We start from the raw sequence: 25,565 nt of genomic DNA, 5'->3' as shown, positions 1-25,565 counted from the left end.
GCGGAGGTGCTCAGGGCTGGCTGTGCGTTTGGTGAAGATACCAAAGGCTGCGCTATCCAGGCGGCCTAGAACCAGTTGGCCACTTTGCAAGGCATCCAGTATTGCCTGGCGCTCACTGCTGGATGATTGCTCAAGGGCGCGATAGCCCCCATCCGGAGGTGGCTCTATGTGAGCGCCCTGGTAACCGCGTGAAAAATAATCCTGTGCGATGGACACCGCGTCGGAAGGGTGTAGTAACGACGGCAAAATCCTCTCGGTGAAGCCGTAGCCACCAGCAACGTATAACTGATAGGACACTGTTCCGTTTCCTTGTCCGTTGATCTATCCCTGCGCTCTCCTGAGCGATACGGAACATACCCCTAGCGCCTCAAGAAATGCAAGCGCCATGCGTGATCAACCACACAAACCTTCTGTAACCTGGCCATATCGGCTAACCTAAAGCCACAAAACCACGCAAAACCAGATGGTTGCAATCAAGAAGTAACGGCGGCGAGCGCATGGACAAGAAACAGCTCACAGAGCGGGACATCTGCACCAAGTACATCAACCCCGCTCTGCAGAACGCAGGCTGGGACATGCACAGCCAGATACGAGAGGAAGTCTCGTTTACGGCTGGCCGCATCATCGTGCGTGGCAGGCTGCACACCCGTGGCAAACGCCGCCGAGCGGATTACGTTCTTAGCTACAAGAAGAACCTACCCATTGCCATCATCGAGGCCAAAGACAACAACCACGGCCTGGGCGATGGCATGCAGCAGGCATTGGCTTACAGCGATGCCCTGGACGCCCCTTTCGTGTTCAGCAGTAACGGCGACGGCTTTCTGTTCCACGACCGCACCGGGCTCTTTGGCCAGACCGAAACCACCCTCAGGCTGGATGAGTTCCCCTCCCCGGAAACCCTCTGGGAGCTCTACTGCCAGCACAAAGGCATCCACCAGAGCGCCCGACAAACGGTCGAGCAGCCCTACTACGATGACGGCAGTGGCCGAACGCCCCGCTATTACCAAACCGTCGCCATTAACCGCACCGTAGAAGCTGTGGCCCGCGGGCAGAACCGTATTCTGCTAGTAATGGCCACCGGCACCGGCAAGACCTTCACCGCCTTCCAGATAATCTGGCGGCTCTGGAAGTCCAAACAGAAGAAACGCATCCTGTTTCTCGCAGACCGCAACATTCTGGTAGACCAGACCAAGAATAACGACTTCAAGCCCTTCGGCCAGGCCATGACCAAGGTCACCAACCGAACCGTAGACCCGTCCTACGAAATTTACCTGTCGCTGTACCAGGCCGTTACCGGCAGCGAGGACGAGCAGAACATCTACAAACAGTTCTCCCCAGACTTCTTCGACCTCGTGGTGATCGACGAGTGCCACCGGGGCAGCGCGTCTGTGGACTCCGCCTGGCGGCAGATTCTGGACTACTTCTCGGCGGCCACCCACGTGGGCCTGACTGCCACACCCAAGGAAACCAAGGAAGTCTCCAACATCGACTACTTCGGCGAGCCGGTTTACACCTACTCCCTGAAGCAAGGCATCGAAGACGGCTTCCTGGCCCCTTACAAAGTCGTGCGCATCGACCTGGACCGCGACCTGCAGGGCTGGCGCCCCAGCAAAGGCCAAACCGACAAGCACGGCGAACTCATCGACGACCGCATCTACAACCAGAAGGACTTCGACCGCACGCTGGTTTTGGAAAAACGAACGCAAGTCGTGGCACAGAAGGTCACGGAGTTTCTGGAACAAACCGACCCCTACCAGAAAACCATCGTCTTCTGCGAAGACATCGACCATGCTGAACGCATGCGCCAGGCTCTGGTGAACCTGAACCCCGAGCGGGTAAAAGAGAACCGCAAGTACGTCATGCGCATCACCGGCGACGAACAGGAAGGCAAAGCCGAGCTGGACAACTTCATCAACCCGGAAGAGCGCTACCCAGTGATTGCCACCACCAGCAAACTGATGACCACCGGCGTGGATGCGCAAACCTGCAAGCTCATCGTGCTGGACCAACGCATCCAGTCCATGACCGAGTTCAAGCAGATTATCGGCCGGGGCACCCGCATCAACGACGACTACAACAAGCACTGGTTTACCATTCTGGACTTCAAGAAGGCCACCGAGCTGTTCGCAGACCCGGCGTTCGACGGCGACCCGGTGAAGGTTTACGAGCCCAATGACGATGAATCTGTTGTACCGGATGATGAACTCTACGGGTTTGACTCAACAACTACGGAACTTCCTTGCGACCAAGAACCCGAGGATTATGAAGTGACCCCAGATTCCAAATGGGAATCTGATGACTCTAGTGGCTGCGACACCGGCGGCCCTGGTGAAGGCGGAGGAACAAGCGGCGGCAGAACCCGTTACGTAGTGGACAATGTTGAAGTAACGGTCATCGCCGAACGGGTCCAATATCTGGGCCCGGACGGCAAGCTCATCACCGAAAGCCTGAAAGACTTCACCCGCAAGAAAGTGAAAGAGCAGTACGCCACCCTCACCGACTTCCTCAAAGGCTGGAACGAAGCCGAGCGCAAACAGGCCATCATCGAAGAGCTGGCCGAACAAGGTGTAATGTGGGACGACCTCATCAAGGATGTCAGCAAAAAACTGGGGGCTGAGCCCGACCCCTTCGACGTCATCTGCCACATCGTCTACGACCAGCCACCCCTGAGCCGAAAGGAACGGGCCGAGCAGGTGCGCAAACAGAATTACTTCAGCAAATACGAAGGCGCCAGCAAACAGGTGCTGGACGCCCTGCTGGACAAGTACACCGACGACGGCATTGAGCCCATCGAAGATGTTAAAATCCTGACCCTCGCGCCGTTCAGCCAGATCGGCTCACTGCTGGAACTGGTGGATGCCTTTGGCGGCAAGCCTGGCTACACCGAAGCCGTGCGAGATCTGGAAGACGAGCTGTACCGGCAAACACCCTGATCTGATTTTTGTTTATCGCCATTCCGTTTACTCAGGAACTGAACACCTATGTCTATCAGCACCACCATCAAATCCATCCAGGACATCATGCGCAAAGACGTGGGAGTAGACGGCGACGCCCAGCGTATCGGCCAGTTGGTCTGGATGCTGTTCCTGAAAATTTTCGACGACCGGGAACAGGAATGGGAACTGATTTACGACGACTACAAATCCCCGATTCCGGAAAAGCTACGCTGGCGCAACTGGGCCGCCGACCCGGAGGGCATGACCGGCGACGAGCTCAAAGACTTCATCGACAATACCTTGTTCCCGGGCCTGCAGAACCTGGAGCCGGCCGGTGACGACTACCGGGGCGTGGTTATCCGCAACGTGTTCGAGGATGCCTACAACTACATGAAGTCCGGCCAGCTCCTGCGCCAGGTCATCAACAAGCTGCAGGACGGCATCAACTTCAACAAATCCGCCGAGCGCCACGAGCTGGGCGATATGTACGAACAAATCCTCAAAGACCTGCAAAGCGCCGGCAACGCCGGTGAGTTCTACACGCCACGGGCGGTGACCGAATTCATGGTCAACCGGGTAGACCCGAAGCTGGATGAGAAAGTAATGGACCCGGCCTGCGGCACCGGCGGCTTCCTCACCTGCACCATCGAGCACAAGCGCAAGCACTACGTCAGCACCCCGCAGGACGAACAAACCCTGCAGAAGAGCATCCACGGCGTTGAGAAAAAGCCCCTGCCGCACCTGCTGGCCACCACCAACCTGATCCTGCACGGCATCGAAGTGCCGGACCAGATCAAGCACGACAACACCCTTGCCCGCCCGCTTATCAGCTGGGGCCCGAAAGAACGGGTAGACGTAATTGTGGCCAACCCGCCTTTTGGTGGCATGGAAGAAGACGGCATTGAAACCAACTTTCCCAGCGCCTTCCGCACCCGGGAAACCGCCGACCTGTTCATGACCCTTTTCATCCACCTGCTGCGGGACGGTGGCCGCGCCGCCGTGGTGCTGCCAGACGGCTTCCTGTTCGGCGAAGGCATGAAAACCCGCCTCAAGGAAAAGTTGCTGGAAGAGTGCAACCTGCACACGATCGTGCGCCTGCCCAACGGCGTGTTTAACCCCTACACCGGCATCAAGACCAACCTCCTGTTCTTCACCAAGGGCAAGCCCACGGAAACCGTGTGGTACTACGAACACCCCTACCCGGAAGGCTACAAGAGCTACAGCAAAACCAAGCCCATGAAGTTTTCGGAGTTCCAGACCGAAATCGACTGGTGGGGCACCGAGGCCGACGGCTTCGCCGGCCGTGAGGAAACCGCGCAAGCCTGGAAGGTGTCCATCGACGACATCAAGGCTCGCAACTACAACCTGGATATCAAGAACCCCTTTGAGTCCGAACAGGTCAGCCACGACCCGGACGAACTGCTGGCCAAGTACGAACAGCAACAGGCCGAAATCCAGGAAATCCGCCACCAGCTGCGGGACATACTGGCCGATGCGCTATCCCACAACAGGGATGAGAACACCGACGGAGGTGCGGCGTGAGCGCGCGGGAGCTGATTACCGAGCATCTGGACTTGTGGACCGGGGCGGTTACGAAGAAATCCAGCAGTGGCCGGGGGAGTAAGGGCAAGGTTGAGCTTACTGGGGTTAAGAAGCTGCGGGAGCTGATATTTGAGCTGGCTAGTAGAGGTGCGTTAATCCCGAAAGTTAACGATTCTGCCCGGACTCTGAAGCTCCAAGAGTTTGCAGAGCTTGTGATGGGACAAGCACCTCCAGGTAGTGAGTGCAACAAAAACGGAATAGGCGAAATATTTGTTAAAACCGGCGAGTTCGGTGCTATTTACCCTGAAATAAAAGAGTGGACCACGAAGCCACTCCGCATGGCGAGGCGAGGTGATGTCCTAATCTGCGTCGTGGGGGCCACTGTAGGAAAACTCAATATGGCGATTAACTGCGCCATAGGCAGGAGTGTTGCAGCAATAAGGCCCGACCAAACAGTAATCCCTGAATACCTCTACTACTGCCTTATTCCTTTTACCCTAAAAATTCGATCCCAGTCGAAAGGCTCCGCACAGGGAGTCATAGGCAAAGCTGTCCTCAATAATGTTGAGTTGCGAGTACCTCCGATTGATGAGCAGAAGCTAATCGTCCAAAAAGTCGATGAACTCATGGCCCTCTGCGACCGGCTGGAACAGCAAACCAGCGACCAGCTCGAAGCCCACGAAACCCTCGTGGACACCCTGCTCGGCGCTCTCACCCAATCCGAAAACGCCACCGAACTGGCCGACAACTGGGCCCGCCTCGCCGCCCACTTCGACACCCTGTTCACCACCGAACAGAGCATCGATAAGCTCAAGCAGACCATCCTGCAACTGGCAACGGCTGGCAAGCTTGTCCCCTTTCAGGGTGCCCCCGTTCCACTAAAAAATATTCTTTCTTTCGGCCCAAGAAATGGCTTTTCACCAAAAGAGAGTAACCATGAAACGGGTTGCAAGGTATTGAAGCTCGGAGCAACGACAAAGGGATGGTTAGACCTGTCAGAGAGCAAAAATGTGGACATTGGTAACTCGGTACTACCGCACCTTTGGCTAAAAAAGGGGGATATTCTGATTCAGCGAGGGAATGCCGCCAATCATGTAGGCTGCAACGTGCTCCTTGATTCGGATTACCCAAACTACATCTACCCAGACCTAATGATGAAGGTCAGAGTAAAGGAGGAAATGGCGATCCCAAGCTTCGTCGCCTTATACCTCTCTGCGCCTGGCGCTCGGCAATTCATGTGGGAGCGTATGACCGGGACATCGGGCACTATGCCGAAAATCAGCAAAAAAGTTGTCGAGGAGATTCCGGTATCCTTACCCGATATCGAAACCCAGAAAGCTGTTGTACAAAAAGTCGATGAACTCACAGCCCTCTGCGACCAACTCAAGCAACGCTTGAACCAGGCCAGCGAAACCCGCTGCCAGTTGGCCGAAGCCGTGGTGGAAGGAGCCTTGAACTAATGGTTTACAACAGGCCATGGAAGTCCTTCCCGGAGCAACTGGAACTGCTCAAATCCCGAGGCATGGTGGTCACCGACGAAGCCGCCGCCTTGGATTACCTGCAGCGCGTGGGTTACTACCGCCTCAGCGCTTACTGGTATCCGTTTCGCAAGTTCGAGGTGGTGCTGGACAGCAACACCGGAAAGCTGGCTACCAAGGCTGTGAACGAGTTCCAGCCGGGCACCCAGTTCGTAGACGCAGTACACCTGTACCTGTTCGACAAGCAGCTCCGGCTAAAAGCCATGGACGCGCTTGAACGCATTGAAGTTGCACTCCGTGTAGACATCGCGCACCTGCTCGGCAAGCGTTCAGTGTTTGCCCACCTGGACCCTGACCAACTCCACCCCTCTTTCATCCGCAAAAAGCTCAGGAATGGGCAGACACGCTTCGAGCAGTGGAAAGAAAAGTGCCAGAACCTGCAGCGCCGCTCAAAGGAAGACTTCGTTAAACACTACCGGGCGAAGCATGGTGAGCCTTTCCCGATATGGGTAGCGGTGGAAACCTGGGACTTTGGGGCAGTGTCCCAATTCTTTGCCATGATGCGAGTGAAAGGACACCGGATGGCATGAACGACTGGCAAACCATCTGCAAACGTTCCCTGAGCAATACTCGCAAAGGGCACTATCGATGATGGATATAGGACTACCTGAGGACTGGCAAAGCTGGTGGTAACACGAGGAGGCAGAAAATAAGAACCCCCGCGTAAGTTCCTGTCGGAACCAAGAGGCAGGGGCCGTGTTGTCCAGAATAATAGGCCCGTTACAGTATATTTGCAACCCTGCCGGGTCTGTAGGCACGAAAAAAAGAAGGGTATACGGATTTAATGGTTGATGGGGCACCTTCACCCCATCAATCTGATACCACCCTCAGATGGTTGATAGATCGACTCCGTAGTTGAGTTCCTCTGCGAAGTCCGGCAGTCCGTAACCGATGGTTTTCTTGTAGAAAGGAGAGACCTTCGCAGTCGGTGCCTTCTTCTTGTGCTTCGTGGTGTAGAGCATTCGTGCCCGCATCACCTCGAAGGAGTAACCGCGCCCTTCACGGTTCTTGTCCTTGGCCAGTCGGTTGATGGACTCCGTGTAAGCGTTGGTGACGGGCATGTCCGTCTCGAAGTAGGTCATGGTCTCTTCGCGCCAGTTTCCCACTGCCCGGTAGGGGTTCCACATGTCCATGCTGACGATCTCGACCTTCTGCCGGTCTTTCAGCTTCATCAGGTAGTTGGTCACCACGTCCTGGCGGCGGGTGGCCAGCAGGTCGAGCAGGGTTCGCTCCTCAATGTTGGTCAGAATGCAGCGGTAGCGCTTGTTCAGGTATAGCTCGTCAATGCCCAGGATGCGGGGCGTCTCGAAGCGGTGCCAGCGCCCCAGGAACTCGGCGCGGGCGTTGAAGATGTCGCGCACCGTCTTCTCGTCCAGGCCGGTCTGTGCCGCCACAAAGGTGTAGGGGTGGTTGAAGGATTCCTTCTCCACGTACTCATGCAGCCGCAGTGTCATACGGAATCCGTCTACCATCTCCGGTAGCTGGGGCCTGAATGTTGTCTTGCAGGCCCGGCAGGTGTATCGGCGGCGGACCACCCAGAGAGTGACCCGCTTGCCGTGGATGGGCAGATCACGATAGGGAACGTCACGCTTGCCGAACCGTACGAACTCACCCTGCACGCCGCATTCCTCGCAGGCGATGGGATCGGGCACGTCCACCTGGAAGTGCATTTCGTCGTCGGTTGATTTGCAGCCCAGTACTTGGTATTGCGGCAGGTGAAGGATGTTGTCGGGAAGTTCGGTCATGGTGTTGTATAGGCGTAGGTGTCAGTCAGATCCATCCGGCTCGGCATTGGTGTTTGCTTTTTTACCCAACAAGCTGCTGGAAACGAAAAGTAAGGCACCGAGGACAATTGCAATATCAGCCAGGTTGAAGGCCGGCCAATGCCAGTCTCGCCAATAGAAATCAAAGGAATCCACAACATAGCCGCGAAAGACCCGGTCAATCAGGTTGCCCATGGCGCCACCGAGGATAAGACTGTAAGCGATGGCTTCTCCTTTATGACGATTTTCAAGGATCAGCTTGATCAGAAAAATCGAGACCACTACCGCGATTCCGATAAAAAAGTAGCGCTGCCAGCCTCCACCATCCGCAAAAAGACTGAATGCGGCACCGGTGTTCCATAGGTGCACCCAGTTAAAGAACGGGGTCACCGAAACAGTCTCGCCATAGGCCATTGATTGCTGCACCAGCCACTTTACAGCCTGATCAGACGCTGCCAGCAGGCCCGATATGGACAATAGGGCATACGGCGAGAGCTTTTTGCCAATAATGAGCATTATTTAACCCTTCAACGCCAGAATGCGTCTGGCACCGTTAAGTACAATGCCCCCCGCGATGGTGCCGATAATCAGATCCGGATAATTGGAACCGGTCCACGCGACCAGGGCGCCGGCGGTGATGACCCCCAGGTTGATCACCACGTCGTTGGCCGAGAATATCCAGCTTGCCTTCATGTGCGCCCCGCCTTCCCGATGTTTGGATATGAGCAGCAGACAACTGGTATTGGCAATCAATGCGACGAATGCGATAGCCATCATCACCAGCGATTCAGGCTCACTACCGAATACAAAGCGTCTCACCACCTCTACGAGCACGCCCACAGCCAAGATCAGTTGCAGTACACCAGCAAGATGCGCGGCACGTACCTGCATTTTCACGCTATGTCCAACCGCATAAAGGGCAAGCCCGTACACCGCCGCATCGGCAAAATTGTCCAGGGATTCTCCAATCAGGCCGGTGGACCGGGCGATCAGACCGGCAGTCATTTCCACCACGAACAGAAGTGCATTGATGCCGAGCAACCAGCGCAGGGTCCCGGATTCTTGCTTAGCAGAAGCTGCCGAAAACTCGGCGGCCTTGATGGTCTCCGGATTTGCAGCGACGGTTTCCTGAAGCGAGGCGCCTAGCCCCAAGGTCTTCAGTTTCGAGGTGACGGGCTCGACCTCGCCGTCATGCACGACCTTCAGCCGGCGGTTCGACAAGTCGAAGGACAGCGCCCGAATCTCCTCAAAGCCGTTCAGGGCTAGGCGAATCATTCGTTCTTCTGATGGACAGTCCATCTTCGGCACGGCATAAACACTGACCCATCTCCCTGGCGCCTCGGAGGAGGCCTGTATATCGGTATCCGCTGCGGACGTTGCATCACCGCCACAGGCGCCACCACAGGATTTGCTCATGATACGACTCCACTTGAACAATGTTGTGGTACCATTTAAAACTATAAAGCTACTATAAGGTCAATAGAGTAAAGAATCCGTTGGGGAGGAGGCTGATGCGCATTGGTCAGTTGGCGCAGTCAGTAGGGGTCGAAACACAGACGATCCGCTTCTATGAACAGCAGGGCTTGTTGCCGCCGCCTGATCGGCAGGACAACGGTTACCGTGTCTATACCGAGAAGCATGGTGAGGGGCTGGCCTTCATCCGTCGCTGCAGAATCCTGGGCCTGTCACTGGCTGAGATTCACGAACTACAGAGCTATCAGGACGACCCTCATCAGCCTTGTACCGCCGTCAACGCCTTGCTCGATGATCACATCTCTCATGTGCGGTCGCAGATAACCGCTCTGCAAGCGCTTGAGAAACAACTCGTTTCACTGAGAGCGAGTTGCAACGATGACCGGGAAGTTGAGGCGTGTGGGGTTCTTGCTGGAATTAGCGAAGGAAACATGCACCAGCAGTAGGTGAAGCATCAACCAGATAATCCGATGAGATGCCGGTCTGTCTCACTCTCATGCAAAGGTAAGATCAACCATTTAATCCGCTTACCCTATTTTTTTAAATCTGGCATTGGCTGATACATCCCACAAACCTGCTAATGCGCTCGCAAACATCTGTCCATTCATACTGAAAACGATCAAGTTGAACAATTCTCTCTGCACTGAAATAAGCTCAATGTCGGACTGACAGAGAGTCTCATCTACTATAACTCGAATCTGAGCATTTTCTGGTAAGAAGGGTTTGATACCGAGTGTTCTGATATTGCTAATCACGTGAAAGTATTCGCCATCCATATACCCAATTGGTGGGTGGGCCATAATGAATTCAAGAAGAATGTCATGGGGGATGGAAGAAAAGCTGTTCGATCGATATCGCAAACTGGTCAAGACGTGACGATAGTCAACGGATAGTTCAGGTGAAAGAATCAGCTGATCTACGCGAACTGTCATTACCTTGTGATTATTAGCCATGGGCACAACCTCGAATATTAACAATGCAGCCATATTACTAACTGAGGGGCGTGCTGTGTTTTATCTAATTTCGGTATTTCCGCAATTAGAGAAAAAAATTCCAAGCGCCAGGTATGGAAGGCGTATCAGCGCGTTAAATCAAATCGAGGTGCGGCCGGTGTAGATGGCCAGACGATTCAGGACTTTGATCGAGACTTAAGTAAGAACCTCTATCTAATTTGGAATCGGATGTCGTCCGGCAGCTATTTCCCACTGTCCGTCAAAGCAGTTCCAATTCCGAAGAAAAGTGGAGGAGAAAGATTGCTCGGGGTACCCACGGTTAGCGATCGTATAGCGCAAACTGTGGTTACTATGACGCTGGAACCTATCCTGGAACCTGTCTTTCATGTGGACTCGTACGGGTATCGGCGCGGGAAATCCCCGCATGATGCGCTTGCGATCACGCGAAAGCGGTGCTGGGAAAGGGACTGGGTGCTGGAGTATGACATCCGTGGCTTGTTTGATCATATTGATCATGAGCTATTGCTCAAGGCCCTTGACCACCATTGCTCTGAATCCTGGGTGCTGCTGTATGTGAGGCGCTGGCTAACGGCACCGATGCAGACGAAAGATGGTAAGCAGGAACGACGGAACGTTGGCACACCACAAGGTGGCCCGTTATCGCCAGTTCTGGCAAACCTGTTTCTGCATTATGCATTGGATCGTTGGCTGACCGTTCGTCATCCGGATATCCTATTCTGCCGATATGCAGATGACGGAATACTGCGTTGTCGAAGTGAGCGTGAGGCTCAGTATCTGCATTCCCAGCTAGATATGCGTGAGGTGGACCCAATAGCTATTCACAGAGATGCCCAACAAACGAGTATACTGGCCTGTGTTTGTCCAGGCTGCTCGGATAAATCACCATCAGCTCCTTGCTAAGGCCAGGCTCACTCACGGGAATAGCCACCAGACTTCCATTTTGGACCTCCTCCCGTACAGAACTTTCAAGCACCAACGATGCGCCAAGTCCGACCTTAACCGCTTGCTTGACGGCTTCGGTGCTACCCAGCTGCATAGATACCGTCGGAAATGGCCCATGCTCACCGAAGTAGGTCGCCAAAAGCCGGCCAGTGCCGGTGCCGGGTTCGCCGCCGATCAGAGCCATGTTAGACAGCGTATCGCGGTCGATATCGGTTCGACGGGCTAACGGGTGACCAGGCGGAACGATTAGAACAACGGGCTCGTTACGCCACGCCTGAGCATGGAATCCGGGTAGATCATGCCACCACTCCATAATCGCCACGTCCAGCTCACCGTCCGATAAATGCCGTGCAATAGTCGGATTGGAATCTATTACCACATCCACCTCGGGCCCTACGCCCAGCTCCTTGTAACGACGGATGTAGGGCTGGAGCATATAAATCCCAATATTGGAGCTCGCCCCAACGCGAAGTCGAGCCTCCATAATGGAAGATCTCGCCTGCTCCTCCAGCCGGAGCAGACTTCGGGCAAAAGGCAACAAGGTTAAGGCAGCCCGGGTTGGCTCACAGCCAGAGCGCCCCCTGTGGACCAATAAAACGCCAAGTTGGTTTTCGAGTTTTTGAAGGTGCTGGGACAGTGTGGGTTGTGCGATGTCCAACTGGCGGGCTGCGGCCTGAAACCCGTTGTGGTCCAGCACCGCCACGAAACTCTTCAGCCAGACAAGATTCAGCATGGGCCGCTCTCGCGGCCACTGGGATCATTGATCGCATCACCCGGCCGCTCACCCCGAAGCACTTGCAGAATGTTCCGAGCAGCGCGTTGCTCGATAGCCAGACGCACCTGGCTGACTGCCGATCCGATGTGAGCAGTAAACAGCGTGTTGGGGTGGGCCCTGAGCCCCTGGGCGATCTCCCTCGGACGATCTTCTCTCGCCCAATCTTCCATCTCAAACACATCAGCGGCGTACCCCCCCAACTGACCGGATTGAAGCGCTTGCAGAACACTACCCTCATCCACCACAGATCCACGGCAGGGATTGATAAGGAATGCGCCCGGTTTCATTCCTGTTAGCGTTTCGCGATTAATGGTGTGGAGGGTTTGCTCATTGAGCGCCAGTGCCAGGATCACAATATCTGACTGGGCCAGCAGCATCTTGAGGGGAGTATGGGACAAACCCAGTGCCTGCTCATGCTGCACGGGTAAACGTTCCGGCTGGGAATAGATTAAATCCGCTCCCCATCCGTTCAGGCGCTGCGCCACCGCTTGGCCGATGGCCCCCATACCCACAATACCAATCCGTGAGCCTTCGATCCCCTGCCCATAGAAGCGTGGTGTCCAGCCAGTAAATTCACCGGATCGAACGAAGTGGTCCGCCGCCTTGACTTGTCGGGTGAGACTGATCGTCAGCCCGACCGTTAGCTCTGCAGTAGGCACGGTTAGCAAATCCGGTACAAATGTCAGCCAAACCCCATGACGCGTGCAGGCATCCACATCAAAGTTGTCATAGCCTTTCAGGGCTGCACCAATCACCTTCAAGCGCGGACACCCCTGTAGGAACTCCACTCCAACTCGGTCTGGCATGAACGCCATCATCGCATCAGCGTCTGCAACGCGCGCAGCCACTTCCTCCTGGGGCAACGTGGCGCCGGATTGGTTGGTGACCAGCTCGCAATCTTGGGCAAGTTCATCCAGAACACTGTCATGGACCTTATGGGTTATCACAACCTTGGGTTTCATCGACGCTCCTTATTTGAATTTCTTACGAAGGCGGCCACTGAGACTGTCCACGACGGTGACCATCAACAAGATGACAATGAGAATGGCGCTGACTTCCTGATACTGCATGATTCTCAGCGAGCCCATCAATTCGAAGCCAATACCACCGGCACCCACCATGCCCATTACGGTCGAGGCACGGAAATTGTATTCCCAGCGATAAATGGACACGTCCGCGAATTGAGGAAGTACTTGTGGCAGCACGGCGTGATAGAGCACCTGCAAGCGAGTAGCGCCGGCAGCATCGGCCGCTTCCACTGGCGCCTCATCTACATGCTCAATCGCTTCGGCAAAAAACTTTCCAACCATGCCAATGGAGTGAAGACCGAGCGCCAGTACGCCAGGCAACGCCCCAAAACCAACAGCAGCCACGAAGATGATGCCCATGATCAGTTCCGGGACTGAACGCAAACCGTTTAAAAGGGTTCGAGTTACTTGGAACACCACCGGATGTGGAGAGGTGTTGCGCGCAGCCAGGAATGCCAGTGGCACAGACAAGGTTACTGCAATGGCAGTACCGGCAATGCTCATCGCAAGCGTGTCGATTAACGGCGACACCCAGCTGGCCACATTGGTGAAGTCAGGTGGAAGAGATTCGCCAATGAGTGTGCCTATGGCTGGCACGCCATTGGCAAGTGTATTGAAATTGAGCAGCCCTACGTACCAACTTGCGACAAAAATGATGAGCAGCACTAACAGCGACTGTCCGAGTTTTTTCCGCCAGCCTTTCGCGTGCTCATCCAGCACGGAGGCCGACGGGGCCGGCGACAGAGTCGCCGGTTCCGTCGTTGTATAGTTCATGGGGCACTCCTCACATTTTTGCGAAATCAAGATTGAGCAGGCCACCCATAGCGCGGATGACATCGTAATCTTCGTCGGTAATTGCCGCGAATCCCTCAGCCTTCAGGTTGTCGAGAATCTCCGGGTCATCGATCTGCAGAAAGGCTTTCTGAATGTTGCTCTTCAGCTCAGGGGCCAGGTTCGAACGCATGGCCCAGGGGTATTGAGGAAAGTCACCGCTGTAGCCCAGCACTTTGACCTTGCTCCGATCAATCAAACCGCGGTCCATCACATGCTCGAAGATAACTTCGGACAACCCTCCGGCGTCGGCATTGCCATTGGCGACGTTAACCGCAACAGCGTCATGGCTACCGACGAAATGAGCCTCATAGTCCTTTCCGGCTTCGAGCTCTGCCTTCTCAAGGAGTACGGTCTTGGGGATCAGGTGGCTGGAAGTGGATGCGCGGTCACCGTAGGCCATTTTCTTGCCTTTGATATCCGCGAAGGAGCCAATGCCAGAGTCCGCATTGGCAATAATGATGGAGCGATAAGTCGGCTTCCCGTCTACCACCATGGCGGCAAAGGGTTCAATGTCACTCTTACTCTTGGCCATCACATAGGACAACGGACCAAAGTAAGCCAGGTCAATTCGGCCAAAACGCATGGCTTCGATCATGGAGGAGTAATCGGTGGTAACAATCAGTTCTACTTCCTTACCAAGAGTGGTTTCCAGGTAATCCTTCAAAGGTTGGTTTCGCTTGATCAGTTCTGACGCGTTCTCATCCGGCAGCAAGGCAACTTTCAAAAGATCAGGGTCTGTATCTGCGGCATGGGCTGACCAATGGATGCCGAGCATCATTATCAGAGCCAGCAAAGAGTGAATCATTGTCTTCATTGTGCTATCTCCAGTACGTCTGTCGTTATCGGGGTGGTCTTAGGTTTATGGATGGCTGGTTTGCCTTCCGCAGCTACCACGCTGGGTGAACGGTGGTAAATCTCGTCCAGGTGTTTCGATTTCAGGTTTTCAGGAGCATCGTCAAAAACGATATGAGCGTTCGAAAGGCCGATGATCCGGTCTGCAAAACGCTGGGCGTATTCCAATTGGTGCAAGGAAATAACCGCGGTGATTCCATCTTCCTGACAAATATCGCGCAGTAGGCCGAGTACCTTTTCAGAAGTGGCCGGATCCAGGCTGGCAACGGGCTCATCGGCAAGAATCATGGATGGTTGCTGCACCAATGCTCTGGCGATTCCAACCCGCTGCTGCTGGCCGCCGGACAACTGATCTACTCGGGAAAGCGCTTTGTCAGCCAGACCTACGCGGTCGAGGCATTGCAGAGCCAACTCCAGGTCCTGCCGGGGCAGGGGAAGCAGGCTTCGCCAAGTACCGTGATACGCAAGTCTGCCTGTCAGCACATTCTGTAACGCGGTGTATCGTTCGATCAGCTGGTGATGCTGGAACACCATGGCGGTGCGGCTGCGGTGCTGTCGCAGGATTCTACGGTTGGTCAGTTCACCAAACTCGCCAGACACAACCTTCCCGGTTGTGGGCTTAACCAGGTGATTCAGTGAACGAAGCAGAGTGGATTTACCCGCGCCTGAAAGTCCCAGTAGCACGGTGAATTCGCCCTTGTGAAAGTGAACGTTGGTGGGTTTGAGCGCGAGGACGTTTCCCGGGTAGGTTACGCCCATACTCTCGACTCGAAGCATCACATTGGTTGATTGAGTTGGGGCCACAGGATCACCTTTTGCAATAAATAAGCTCGCCGTATTGCGAGTTACAATTGAACGGTAAAGCTGAGAGATGACACCGTCGTGTCACTGACGTGACAGTTTGATGAAGTGCTTTTGGTTCGCAAGGATTTTCCGAAGGGCTCTGTGAAATACATGGAGCTCAGCCAAAGTGGAACGAGCCACCCAGGAGCTTAAGCAACAAAAATTGCGTTCCACCGTCAGTCGGCGAATCTCACGGTACAGTTCGTCCGTGCTGAGTTCATCGAATTGCTTACCGACTATACTCTTGCCTTCGAGGAGGTCGGACGCGCTCTCCAATAGGTCGCGCTTCCAGGTGCTGACTATGGTGGGGTGGATCTGGAAACGGGCAGCAATTCAAGGTGTGGCCTTAAGGGTGGGCAAGGACAGCCTTGCACTTACTAATTCGAAATAAAGTAAGCGAACATTACCCGGAGATATAAGCCAAATCCGGATGGCCAAAAAACGATTTCAATAGTCGTGGCAATTTTTGCAAACGTCGAAGCTGCCGGTAAACAGTGCTCCGAAGTTGTTCTTTGCTGTTAATGATCTTTTTACCGACGTGATGGTATTTGATATAGCCCCAAACAGACTCGTCAGGATTCAGCTCCGGCGAGTACGGCGGCAGGAAGAACAACCTGAGCTTGCCGTCGAGACTCTCAACATAGTCTCGAACCCGACGAGCATGATGAACCGGGTGGTTATCGAGGATCAGGAAAACCGGCTTGTCAACGTCTTGCACCAGAGCCTTGAGGAAACCAAGAAACGCATCGGTGTTCATGTTGCCCTGAATGGTCTTAAAGCGAAGCTCGCCGCGAGGCGAGATGGCCGAGATCAGATTGATGCTGAAGCGACTGCCCGTATTACGGATGATCGGAGTTTCACCCCTGGGTGCCCAGGTGGTGCCACTGTGATAATCAGACCGAATGCTGGCTTCATCGCCGAAATAGATGGTGGCGCCGACTTTTTTGCTTCCTTGCGAATTTCCGGGTAGGTCTCTTCTTTCCATTGTTTCACTGCAGATTCTTGCGCCTGTCCACCATCGAGAAAAACGGCCGCAGTTTCTTGTTACCCAACTTCTTGTCTTTCACAAACTCCCGTAACTGGTTCCAGCTGTTGAGTGACAACCAGGTAGGCACCACCGGCACATAGACTTTGTCGGCCATTTCAAGAACCTGTTCAGTCAGGCGCGAGAGCGTGGGCGGGCAGTCCAGAACCACCAGACTGGTGTCTTCAGACAACGGCGCCAACAGGCCTTTCAGGACGTTGTGTCCTTCGTCGTGTTCAAGCTTGATATCGAAGTTACGGAAGCTGCTATGGGCGGGGATAAAGTCTAGATTGGGGTATACGTCCTCATGGATGAAGCGGGCGATGGGAGATTTGCCTTCCAGCAGTTTGGAGAGTTTGCGGCCTTTGACCACTTCTGCACCCGCCAGGTAAAAACTGGCAGCCCCTTGCGGGTCGAGATCCCAAAGCAATGTGCGGATGTTCTCGCGGCTGGCCAGGTAGGCCATATTGACGGCCGCTGCGGTTTTACCCACGCCACCTTTGGGGCTGTAGAAGGCAATAATTCTCATGACGGGGGCTCCTGCCGTGTCTGGTGTCAGAAAACACTACAGGATAACAGCCACCCGCCAGGCTTCTATGAAGCTTTTATGACAGAACAACAGCTGGAACGGGGGTGTCGCGAGTATGAAGGGCTTTCGTAAAACCACGCTCACGCGGCTTTGCGGAAGCCCTCCATCCGCACAGTTTTGTCCCGATTGCGCTTGTACTTGGTTTTGTCTTCAACCACGCGCATCTGGTACTTTGGTGTTCTCAGTTCCCGTTGCACAGCGCTGTGCTGTGTGGCTTTCGCCTTTTTTCTGGTTCATCGCGCTTTACCGGGAAATGCTGCTTTTATCTTCAGAAAGAAGTAGTCGTTATCCCGGTAGCCGTAGGCCACCCGCTTGATCACCTTGATCTTGTTGTTCATTCCCTCCAACACACTGGTGTTCAACCGGTAGACCGCGCTGGCGATAATGCCGTCGACGTAGCCCTTGAGGCGCCTGGCAAACTGCTGCACGGGGGCCAGCCCACTACTCATAGCCAGATTTAGCCAGTCTTGCCAGCGTTGTCTGGCATCGGCCTCTGAGGGAGCGTACCAGAGCTCTTTGAGCTGGTCTTTCAGGACGTAGACAGTCATCAGGGGCTGGTTGGCTTGCAGCAGTTCTTCGAGCTTCAGAGCCTGCTCGTCCTTGAGGTTGCCTCGGTTTCTGAGCAACAGCCAGCGACTTCGTTTCACTACTTTGCGAGCCGGCTTGTCGTGTCGAAGCTGATTGGCCTGATCGACCCGGACACGGTCAATCACTTCCCGTCCGAACTTTGCTACAACGTGGAACAGGTCATAGACCACCCGTGCTTGTGGGCAGTGGTGCTGAACTTCCAGGTCCATGGCGGTATTCATATCCATCGCCACGGCTTCGATCTGGCCACAGGTTTCCGGCCCCAGCCATTCAAAGAAGGGGCGTACCGCTGCTCGACTGCGGCCTTCTCCAACCCAGAGGACTTGTTGAGTATCCGCATCAATCGCCACGGTGGCGTAGCGGTGTCCCTTGAACAAGGCGAACTCATCCATGATCAGTCGACGAATCCGGCGTTTATCTGGCTCAGTCACTTCTCGTTTGAGGCGCCGATGGTCGATGGCCTTGACCGTATGCCAATGCAACCCTAGCAGCGTTGCCACATGTTGGATCGGCATCAGTCGTACCAGGGATTCAATCCAACTGACCATGCCTGCCGTCAGACGCTGTCGCCCTGGTAACCAGCGAATCTGTTCAAGCTTGGGGCCACAGGTCGTACAACGAACTCGGCGAACTGGCACGTCCAGCCAGACGCGGTATTGGAACAGGTCGCGTTCTCGGACTCGTCGGGTGCTGATGTCATGGATGGCAAGCGTGTGCTGATTACAACCACTGCAGCATGGCAAGTAATCGTCGGCAGGTTGCAGTCGGATGAGCAGAGATTGAGCGTCAATCTGGGCATACGATTCTATCGTGAATCCTTCCCAGAACAGGGCAAGAGGATTAGCATTCATAGGGACGGCGGTGAGTCGGTCAGGTTTGTTGTTTTGGCGAACTCAAAACTAACCGGTTTGACCGCCGTCTCCTACTTTTTCACGCTAACCCGCGATGAACCTTTTTTCTGGCCATCTTGGTTTCTCCTTTGTTGGCCTGCATTCAATCTTCACTATTATATCACGTTCCCAAATTCCAAGAGCGTAAGCAATGACACTCACGGTGTGGCTCACATTTCTGGTCGCAGCGGCCCTGACAGCGCCAGGCGTCCTGGAAAGACCTTTTGCTCATAGGTAATTCTGTGTAATTGTGCGGCCACCGCGATTGCCGTCAAATACTCCGACATTAACCAGGGAGCCACTAACGTGCTGATTGCTTCTCTCGCCATTCTTGCCGGTCTCGCCCTTCTGGTCTGGAGCGCGGATCGTTTTGTGGAAGGCTCGGCTGCGACGGCTGGTCATTTCGGCATGCCGCCTCTATTGATTGGTATGGTGGTAGTTGGCTTTGGTACGTCTGCACCTGAAATGGTGGTTTCAGCCTTGGCTGCAAGCCAGGGAAATCCGGGTCTGGCGTTGGGTAACGCTTATGGCTCCAATATCACCAACATCGCCCTGATACTGGGGATTACTGCATTGCTTGCGCCCATCGCCGTGCACTCTCAGGTCATGCGCAAGGAATTGCCAATTCTGGCTCTTGTTACCCTTGCGGCGGCCTGGCTGCTGTTTGATGGTGAACTCAGCCGGCTGGATGCAGCCGGCCTGCTGGTGCTGTTTGCGCTGTTGCTGGGCTGGAGCATCTGGTCTGGCATGAGAAAAAACGATGATGCCTTCGCCACTGAAATGGATGCCGAGCTTGCCGCTCATCCCATGCCCATTCGCAAGGCAATTCTCTGGCTGGTGGTGGGGCTTCTCCTGCTGATTATCAGTTCCCGCATCCTGGTCTGGGGAGCCGTCGACCTGGCTACCCGCTTCGGCGTCAGTGACCTGGTCATTGGCCTGACCATTGTTGCGATCGGCACGTCGCTACCGGAACTCGCTTCCTCCATCATTGCGGCCCGCAAAGGTGAGCACGACCTGGCATTGGGTAACATTCTGGGCTCCAACCTGTTCAACACTCTGGCGGTGGTGGGCATTGCAGGTTCCATCGCACCCATGGCGGTAGCGGACGAGGTATTGATGCGCGACATTCCCGTGATGGTAGGCCTCACCCTTGCCCTGTTTGTACTTGGTTACGGTTTTCGAGGCCCCGGGCGTATCAACCGGCTGGAAGGCGCCGGATTGCTGGCCGTCTTTATTGGTTACACGGTCTATCTGTTAACCACCTCCTTTTAAGACAACAACTCGGGGGTCAGCAACCATTTACTTACACCCGGATACTGCGCCAGGTCCAACACAAACTCCTGCCCCCGTGCCGCACTTTTGAGGCGACAGTATTCCGGGGAGCCATCCGGGCGCCAGCGCTCCGGTTTTTGGTGATAGCTCAGCGGCACGCTATCGGCTCCTGGCATGAAAGCCGCCGGCAACCGCCAGTCAGTCACGTTTGCCGCTCCCGCCGCCGTCAATCGATGCTGATCCGATGGAACAGTCACCACCCCGGCGGCGGGCAAGTCCCCATTCAGACCTGGAATCTGCAGTCTGTCACCACTGACATACAGGCAGTTGTGAGCGGATCGTGTGCCGTGCAGATGCGGGTGGTAGGCCGCCCATTCCGGCACGGGCGCCGCCTCGTAAACTGGCCAGACTTGCCCCACCTGCAACCAGCCCCAAATGGCGTGAAACGGCCGGCTTTGCGGCACAAAGCGCCAGCGCCGGCGATACCGCTCCACCTGCCGGAACAAAGCAAAGAACAGAAACAGATCGCCGGGCCCCACACCGTGGTTGGCCAGATGAGCCTGGGCCGAGCCGTGCTGACCTAGTATCGGGCGCCAGCCTGGCAGCCGGGGATAGGCATCCTCGATCAGATCCGGGTCCAGGTGGGCGCCTGCTCGAGAGAAGCCAGAGCGGCCGGTTAGCTGGGATACCAGGGGGCCAATGCTTTGGCCATCGTGCTGAATCTGGCTATACCGGATAGGCGACTGATCATCCGGTATCGGAAGTGCCAGAGCACGTCCGTCCGGAAACACAGGGTTCGGGCAACCACCGGCAGAACTGTCGAAGCCTTTGCGGCTCAGGATAAGTTTCATAGCGGCACATTATGGGCGAATTCCAGCCCCCCGATCCATTCATCCGGCACGTTTGCTCGCAGGTGAGCCATGAACGCCCTCACCCTTCTGGGCAAGTGACCGTGAGGATACAGCAGGGTGACTGGCAGCACCGGCCCTCGCCACTCAGGCAGGCACAATCTGAATTGCCCCGGGTGAGCTTCCAGCCAGCGCTCGGCCAACCAGTGAGGAATCAACCCCAGGCCTCGGCCAGCCGCTATGGCATCGCCCTGAACACACGACTGATCAACGGTAAACGTCCGTACAGGCATGGCGAGTGGGTAGGTTCCCAGCTTGGGATGACGCAAAACCAGACCCGGCCCAGTGCCTCCAAGCAGGTCAACCCACTGGTGGCCATCAAGCTCGCCGGGAGACGCCGGCACGCCATACCGCTCGAAATAGTCCGGGCTGCCATAGATACCCTGGCTAAGGCTCCCCAAATGCTCCTGTCTCAGGGTGGTTTCTCCAACCTCTCCGAGCCATAAACAAACGCCATCTTCCAGCTCACCGGGAACCGTCTGCTGGGTACCAATAGCCACCCGCACATCGCCATGCTGTTCGAGAAACGATCGCACCACACCGGAAAACCAACCACGCACAAAAGCTTCATGGCACCGGAGCTCCAGTGTTCCGCTGACATCCTCCTTCAATTCATCCAGCGCCTCCCGGCCCTGGGACACCAATTCAAGAATCTCAACGCTGTAACGGTAGAACACGCGCCCCGCCTCGTTAGGCACAATGCGCCGGGACTGCCTCAGCAACAGTGGCTGCCCTACGGCTTGTTCCAGCTGGCGAACTTTCCGGCTGAGCGTTGATTTCGGCAGCCCCAAGTCTCTGGTACTGGCCGTCAGGCTGCCTGTTCGCACCACTGAGACAAATGCTTCCAGCTCTGAGAGATCGTACATCTTCTCGTTCCACATTCTGAAACCTACCGTCCCAATTTATCACTTTAAAAATGTAATGCGAACCATTATCATTAATTTCCATCTTACTTTGCAAACTATCTTTTGTCCGGAGCCTCAGCACAATGAGCCAACACCCGCCGATGAAACGCCGTCTCACAGCTGCAATCGCCATACTTGGCGCCCTGGCTCTGGGCCCGGCCAACGCAGAGTCGCGCAGCGTGGACACGGCCTATGGCGCAGTCACCATCGACGGTCAACCACAGAGAGCTGTCACACTTTATGAAGGTGCTCTGGACCCTGCCCTGGCGGTAGGCGCCAATGCAGTAGGCGCTGTGATCACCCGAGGCGGCAATGACGTGGCCGAATACATCAAGCCACGGGCCGGTGACATTGCCATCGTGGGCGCCCCGGCGGAAACGAATATTGAAGCCGTGATTGCAGCCCGGCCGGATATTATCCTGGCGCCCGCGCAAACCAACCAGCAGCAGTATCAACTGCTGTCCCGAATTGCCCCGGTGGTGGTGTCGAACGTTCCTATGTTCCAGGCAGACAGCTGGGAACAGGAAACCCGGCTATTTGGCCGGGCACTGGGGCGCGAGGAAGCCGCTGAAACCGCCATTGAAGACGTCAAAGCCCGCATTGCCGAAGTCGCCGCCCTGGTAGAAAGAACGGTGCCTGAGGATCAACGGGATGCCACGCTTGTGCGCTGGATGCCGCAAGGCCCGCTGGTGATGGCAGAGGGTCTGTTTTCCGCCACGCTGCTGCAGGCGGTCGGTTTTGAGGTAACCGATAACGGGCTGGTTAGCGAAGGCCGCCCCCACAGCCAACCCCTGAGCCTGGAAAATCTGGCCCGCATGGATCAGAACTGGGTGTTCCTGGCTACCCTGAATGCCGATGGCCAGCAGGCACTGGAAGCCGCCCGCCAGACACCGGCCTTCAGCCGCCTGAAAGCCAGCGGCCAGAACCAGGTGGTCGCCGTTAACGGTCAGCTCTGGAGCAGCGCCAGCGGCCCCTTGGCCGCCAAAGCCATTCTTGACGATATTGAGGCGGCGCTGGCCAAGCTTGCACCGTGAACGCCCCGCTGACTGCCCAGGCAAACCCGCGAAACGTTGTTGCGTCTCGCTCCTTACTCCTGCCGCTGGTTGCGGCAGGGCTTTTTCTGTTGCTGGTAATCATTGGCAGCCTGATTTACGGCGCCGGCCCGGTAACCCCTCGGGAGGCTCTCGCTGCACTGGCTGGCACGGGTTCCGATGAGGCCTGGTTTGTCATCCGTGAACTGCGCCTGCCGCGAACCCTGATCGGCCTGGCCACCGGCCTGGCTCTGGGCATTGCCGGTGCCCTGCTACAAGCCATGACCCGTAACCCCCTGGCCGAACCGGGGCTGCTTGGCGTCAGCGCCGGTGCGGGATTTGCCGTGGCTATTGCCATCCTGTTCGGCGCCAGCACTGCCACACTCACCACCCTGATTGCCCAGGTCGGTGCACTTGCAGGTTGCTCTCTGGTGATTGCCGCCACCCGTGTACAGGGGCTGGGCAACGATCCGGTTCGGCTGGTGCTGGCAGGGGCAACCCTGAGCGGCTTGTTGCTGGCACTCACCTCCATGCTGATGCTGATGGATCAACGGGCAGCAGACGAAATCCGCTTCTGGATTACCGGCAGCATTGCCGGCAAATCCCTGGCAACCTTTCAGGCTACCCTGCCCTCTCTGATCATTGCACTGACGCTGGTCGTCGTGGTGGCCAGACCGCTGGCTGCCATGGCACTGGGTGAACGTGCAGCCGTGGGGCTTGGCCACCATCCCGGCCGCATCCGTTTTTTGATCACCGTTACCGTTGCCCTGCTGGTCGGCGCTGCCACGGCTCTGGCCGGGCCGCTGATCTTTGTCGGCCTGGTGGTGCCGTTTATCGCCCGCGCCTTTTCCGGGCCCGACATCCGAAAAACCCTGTGGCTGTGCCTGCCCATCGGCCCCGCTGTGGTGCTGGCAGCCGATGTAGCATCCCGTTTGATGGCGGCACCGGCGGAAATGCCTCTGGGTGTGGTTACCGCCCTGATCGGCGCCCCGGTGCTGCTGGCGATTGTTCGCGCCGGCCGGATGCCTTCACTGTGATGCACAGACACGCGCTCACCATGCCCGACTCCCGCACGTTGGTTGCCAACGCCGTTCTTCTATTGCTGGTCGCCGCGGCTGTGATTATTTCGCTGTCCATGGGTACGGTGCAGATTGCGCCGGCTGAAGTCATCCGCGCTCTGATCGGCACCACCGAAGATCCTATGGCGGCCTTTGTGATTAACGAACTGAGGTTGAGCCGAGTTGTGGCGGGCATGCTCAGTGGCGCAGCACTGGCCCTGGCTGGCTGCCTGATGCAAACCCTGGCTCGCAACCGGTTGGCCACGCCCGGCATCATTGGTATCGACAATGCAGCCACCGCCTTTGCTGTGGCATCCGTGGTGGGTACGAGCATAGCGATCGCGCCTTCTGCCATGGCATTGGTTGGCGCCGCCACTGCCACCGCCCTGGCTTTTGGCCTGGCCGGGGCCAATGGCACCCGGGGCTATCGCTTTATTGTCGCCGGCCTCGGCATCGGCGCCATTGCCGGCGCCGTCACCCAGGTCATGCTCAGCCAGGTAGCCATAGACGACGCCAATGCCGCCTACCCCTGGACGGTGGGCAGCCTGAATGCCCGCTCCGGTGCCAGTGTTCAGGTTCTGGCCCTGGGGCTGTCCGCCAGCTGCCTGGTAATGGTGGCCATTGTCCGTGCACTGAACACCCTTCAGTTCTCAGACCCCGTCGCCATTGCCCTGGGCACCCGCCTGCGCCGCACCCGAGTAGTTGGCCTGGGCCTGTCGGTCTTGCTGACCGGGCTGGCCGTGTCGGTGTGCGGTCCGGTTGGCCTGGTGGCACTGTTAGCACCGGAACTGGCCCGCACCGTTTGCCGGCCAGGCAAGATCCCACTGACGGCTGCCGCCCTGGCCGGAGCCGCTTTTATGGTGATCGCCGACTTGCTTGGCCGAACGCTGTTCTCGCCCCTGGAGATTCCGGTGGGCATTATTACCGCCATTGTCGGCAGCCCTTACCTTCTCTGGATTCTGCTGAGACCTTCAACACGGAGCCTGACATGAGCCATTCCAACACGGCCACCCTGGCCGCCGACCGGATAACCCTGGCGCACCGGCGTTTTACCGTGGCAGAGAATCTGAGCCTGACGCTGCCATCCGCCAGAGTCACTGCCATTGTCGGCCCGAATGGCTGCGGCAAATCCACCCTGCTTAACGGCCTGGCCCGAATCCACGCCCCGGCGGCCGGCGCGGTACTGCTGGACGGCAAAGACATTCACCAGCTCCCCTCGAAAGACGTTGCCCGCAAACTGGCCCTGCTGCCCCAGGAGAATACCGCGCCAGAAGGCCTGACCGTCGGAGATCTGGTGCGCTTTGGCCGCCAGCCTCACCAGGGTTGGATGAAGCAGTGGTCACAGGAAGATCAGCAAGCCTTTGACCGGGCGGTGCAGGCGGCTGACGTAAAGGGCCTGGTCAACCGGGCGCTGGATACCCTCTCTGGAGGCCAACGCCAACGAGCCTGGATTGCCATGGCGGTGGCCCAGCAAACGCCGCTTCTGCTGCTGGACGAACCCACCTCGGCACTGGATCTGGGGCACCAGATTGAAGTGTTCGAGCTTATCCGGAACCTGAGGGAGCAGGGTAAAACCATCGCCATGGTGGTCCATGACCTGGCCAGTGCCTGTCGTTATGCCGACCACATGGTCGCCATGAAAGACGGCAAGATTATCGAGGAGGGCAGCGCGGCAGAGATTGTCTCGCCGGAGCTGGTTCAGGAACTCTACGGTGTAAGCTGCGAGCTGCTGCACGACCCGGCCACAGGCAGCCCGCTGCTGGTCAATGTCCGGCGCAACAACCGCCAGCTCGCCTGATG

General features: G+C 56.4%; 24 protein-coding genes and 1 pseudogene. 11 read left to right on the top strand and 14 right to left on the bottom strand.

The features are described 5' to 3' along the window. The first annotated feature begins 497 nt into the window (after window positions 1-497). From hsdR to ACZ5Q2_RS07815, 4 genes are read left to right on the top strand one after another with little or no spacing between them, the layout of a single operon-like run. Entirely contained in the window at window positions 498-2,933 is a 2,436-nt protein-coding gene (gene hsdR / locus ACZ5Q2_RS07830; RefSeq protein ID WP_061332995.1) for an EcoAI/FtnUII family type I restriction enzme subunit R, read from the top strand. 48 nt (window positions 2,934-2,981) lie between these two features. Further along, a complete protein-coding gene (locus ACZ5Q2_RS07825; RefSeq protein ID WP_061332996.1) occupies window positions 2,982-4,478 on the top strand; it encodes a type I restriction-modification system subunit M in 1,497 nt (498 codons plus the stop codon). Further along, window positions 4,475-5,938, top strand: coding sequence for a restriction endonuclease subunit S (locus tag ACZ5Q2_RS07820; RefSeq protein ID WP_061332997.1), 1,464 nt, complete (start codon window positions 4,475-4,477; stop codon window positions 5,936-5,938). The genes ACZ5Q2_RS07825 and ACZ5Q2_RS07820 overlap by 4 nt, the downstream gene beginning before the upstream one ends. After that, window positions 5,938-6,546, top strand: a complete 609-nt coding sequence (locus ACZ5Q2_RS07815) for an Abi family protein (RefSeq protein ID WP_061332998.1) — start codon at window positions 5,938-5,940, stop codon at window positions 6,544-6,546. Before ACZ5Q2_RS07820 ends, ACZ5Q2_RS07815 begins: the two co-directional genes overlap by 1 nt. A 297-nt stretch (window positions 6,547-6,843) precedes the next feature. Here the strand turns inward: ACZ5Q2_RS07815 and ACZ5Q2_RS07810 are convergent, their stop codons facing one another. From ACZ5Q2_RS07810 to ACZ5Q2_RS07800, 3 genes are read right to left on the bottom strand one after another with little or no spacing between them, the layout of a single operon-like run. After that, window positions 6,844-7,761, bottom strand: coding sequence for an ISL3 family transposase (locus tag ACZ5Q2_RS07810; RefSeq protein ID WP_061332999.1), 918 nt, complete (start codon window positions 7,759-7,761; stop codon window positions 6,844-6,846). 21 nt (window positions 7,762-7,782) lie between these two features. Next, entirely contained in the window at window positions 7,783-8,295 is a 513-nt protein-coding gene (lspA, locus tag ACZ5Q2_RS07805) for a signal peptidase II (RefSeq protein ID WP_432210273.1), read from the bottom strand. 3 nt (window positions 8,296-8,298) lie between these two features. Next, complete coding sequence (locus tag ACZ5Q2_RS07800) at window positions 8,299-9,195, bottom strand: cation efflux transmembrane domain-containing protein (protein WP_004364974.1); 897 nt, start codon at window positions 9,193-9,195, stop codon at window positions 8,299-8,301. A 95-nt stretch (window positions 9,196-9,290) separates the two neighbouring features. Here ACZ5Q2_RS07800 and cadR point away from each other — a divergent pair, with 95 nt between their 5' ends. Next, window positions 9,291-9,698 (top strand): Cd(II)/Pb(II)-responsive transcriptional regulator, encoded by a 408-nt coding sequence (gene cadR / locus ACZ5Q2_RS07795; RefSeq protein ID WP_432210274.1) that lies wholly within the window; start codon window positions 9,291-9,293, stop codon window positions 9,696-9,698. Between the two features lie 81 nt (window positions 9,699-9,779). Here cadR and ACZ5Q2_RS07790 read toward each other — a convergent pair whose 3' ends face one another. After that, window positions 9,780-10,205 carry a hypothetical protein gene (locus ACZ5Q2_RS07790; protein ID WP_058579624.1) on the bottom strand — a complete coding sequence of 142 codons (426 nt, stop codon included), beginning with the start codon at window positions 10,203-10,205 and terminating at the stop codon, window positions 9,780-9,782. A 75-nt stretch (window positions 10,206-10,280) separates the two neighbouring features. On the opposite strand from ACZ5Q2_RS07790, the gene ltrA reads away from it, so the two are divergent. Next, window positions 10,281-11,126, top strand: a complete 846-nt coding sequence (gene ltrA / locus ACZ5Q2_RS07785) for a group II intron reverse transcriptase/maturase (protein WP_464597176.1) — start codon at window positions 10,281-10,283, stop codon at window positions 11,124-11,126. On the opposite strand, the gene ACZ5Q2_RS07780 is transcribed toward ltrA, so the two are convergent. The 8 genes and pseudogenes from ACZ5Q2_RS07780 to ACZ5Q2_RS07745 all read right to left on the bottom strand — a co-directional run bounded on the left by ACZ5Q2_RS07780 (window position 11,041) and on the right by ACZ5Q2_RS07745 (window position 18,552). Continuing rightward, window positions 11,041-11,901 carry a LysR family transcriptional regulator gene (locus ACZ5Q2_RS07780; protein ID WP_011783503.1) on the bottom strand — a complete coding sequence of 287 codons (861 nt, stop codon included), beginning with the start codon at window positions 11,899-11,901 and terminating at the stop codon, window positions 11,041-11,043. The two genes, ltrA and ACZ5Q2_RS07780, sit on opposite strands and share 86 nt — an antisense overlap. Further along, window positions 11,895-12,905, bottom strand: a complete 1,011-nt coding sequence (locus ACZ5Q2_RS07775; protein WP_026949874.1) for a phosphonate dehydrogenase — start codon at window positions 12,903-12,905, stop codon at window positions 11,895-11,897. The genes ACZ5Q2_RS07780 and ACZ5Q2_RS07775 overlap by 7 nt, the downstream gene beginning before the upstream one ends. A gap of 9 nt (window positions 12,906-12,914) precedes the next feature. Continuing rightward, complete coding sequence (gene phnE, locus ACZ5Q2_RS07770) at window positions 12,915-13,745, bottom strand: phosphonate ABC transporter, permease protein PhnE (protein ID WP_011783501.1); 831 nt, start codon at window positions 13,743-13,745, stop codon at window positions 12,915-12,917. 10 nt (window positions 13,746-13,755) lie between these two features. Further along, window positions 13,756-14,619: a phosphate/phosphite/phosphonate ABC transporter substrate-binding protein gene (gene phnD / locus ACZ5Q2_RS07765; protein ID WP_138435719.1), complete on the bottom strand. Its 864-nt coding sequence runs from the start codon at window positions 14,617-14,619 to the stop codon at window positions 13,756-13,758. Continuing rightward, window positions 14,616-15,461, bottom strand: a complete 846-nt coding sequence (gene phnC / locus ACZ5Q2_RS07760) for a phosphonate ABC transporter ATP-binding protein (protein ID WP_011784779.1) — start codon at window positions 15,459-15,461, stop codon at window positions 14,616-14,618. Before phnC ends, phnD begins: the two co-directional genes overlap by 4 nt. A 442-nt stretch (window positions 15,462-15,903) precedes the next feature. Continuing rightward, on the bottom strand, window positions 15,904-16,485 hold the full coding sequence (locus ACZ5Q2_RS07755) for an IS630 family transposase (RefSeq protein WP_432210275.1): 582 nt from the start codon (window positions 16,483-16,485) through the stop codon (window positions 15,904-15,906). A 10-nt stretch (window positions 16,486-16,495) separates the two neighbouring features. Next, a pseudogene (locus tag ACZ5Q2_RS07750) lies at window positions 16,496-17,053 on the bottom strand (ParA family protein); the annotation flags it as partial. Window positions 17,054-17,346: 293 nt separating this feature from the next. Then, window positions 17,347-18,552, bottom strand: coding sequence for an ISL3 family transposase (locus ACZ5Q2_RS07745; RefSeq protein WP_011785425.1), 1,206 nt, complete (start codon window positions 18,550-18,552; stop codon window positions 17,347-17,349). Between the two features lie 345 nt (window positions 18,553-18,897). Here ACZ5Q2_RS07745 and ACZ5Q2_RS07740 point away from each other — a divergent pair, with 345 nt between their 5' ends. Further along, a complete protein-coding gene (locus tag ACZ5Q2_RS07740) occupies window positions 18,898-19,863 on the top strand; it encodes a calcium/sodium antiporter (protein ID WP_432210276.1) in 966 nt (321 codons plus the stop codon). Here the strand turns inward: ACZ5Q2_RS07740 and ACZ5Q2_RS07735 are convergent. After that, complete coding sequence (locus tag ACZ5Q2_RS07735; protein ID WP_432210277.1) at window positions 19,860-20,714, bottom strand: Nmad3 family putative nucleotide modification protein; 855 nt, start codon at window positions 20,712-20,714, stop codon at window positions 19,860-19,862. The two genes, ACZ5Q2_RS07740 and ACZ5Q2_RS07735, sit on opposite strands and share 4 nt — an antisense overlap. Further along, complete coding sequence (locus tag ACZ5Q2_RS07730; protein ID WP_464597174.1) at window positions 20,711-21,637, bottom strand: LysR family transcriptional regulator; 927 nt, start codon at window positions 21,635-21,637, stop codon at window positions 20,711-20,713. The genes ACZ5Q2_RS07735 and ACZ5Q2_RS07730 overlap by 4 nt, the downstream gene beginning before the upstream one ends. A gap of 122 nt (window positions 21,638-21,759) precedes the next feature. On the opposite strand from ACZ5Q2_RS07730, the gene ACZ5Q2_RS07725 reads away from it, so the two are divergent. Genes ACZ5Q2_RS07725 through ACZ5Q2_RS07710 form a run of 4 tightly spaced genes read left to right on the top strand, consistent with a single transcriptional unit; the run spans window position 21,760 to window position 25,563 of the window. Continuing rightward, window positions 21,760-22,710: an ABC transporter substrate-binding protein gene (locus ACZ5Q2_RS07725; protein WP_432210279.1), complete on the top strand. Its 951-nt coding sequence runs from the start codon at window positions 21,760-21,762 to the stop codon at window positions 22,708-22,710. Continuing rightward, window positions 22,707-23,744, top strand: coding sequence for a FecCD family ABC transporter permease (locus ACZ5Q2_RS07720; protein ID WP_432210280.1), 1,038 nt, complete (start codon window positions 22,707-22,709; stop codon window positions 23,742-23,744). The genes ACZ5Q2_RS07725 and ACZ5Q2_RS07720 overlap by 4 nt, the downstream gene beginning before the upstream one ends. Beyond that, window positions 23,744-24,757, top strand: a complete 1,014-nt coding sequence (locus tag ACZ5Q2_RS07715; protein ID WP_432210719.1) for a FecCD family ABC transporter permease — start codon at window positions 23,744-23,746, stop codon at window positions 24,755-24,757. The genes ACZ5Q2_RS07720 and ACZ5Q2_RS07715 overlap by 1 nt, the downstream gene beginning before the upstream one ends. Further along, window positions 24,754-25,563 (top strand): ABC transporter ATP-binding protein, encoded by an 810-nt coding sequence (locus ACZ5Q2_RS07710; RefSeq protein ID WP_432210281.1) that lies wholly within the window; start codon window positions 24,754-24,756, stop codon window positions 25,561-25,563. The genes ACZ5Q2_RS07715 and ACZ5Q2_RS07710 overlap by 4 nt, the downstream gene beginning before the upstream one ends. Window positions 25,564-25,565 lie beyond the last annotated feature (2 nt).

The organism is Marinobacter alkaliphilus (genome assembly GCF_055394375.1).
The sequence above is the reverse complement of the archived record's forward strand: the minus strand, read 5'-3'. Positions and strand labels throughout refer to the sequence as shown.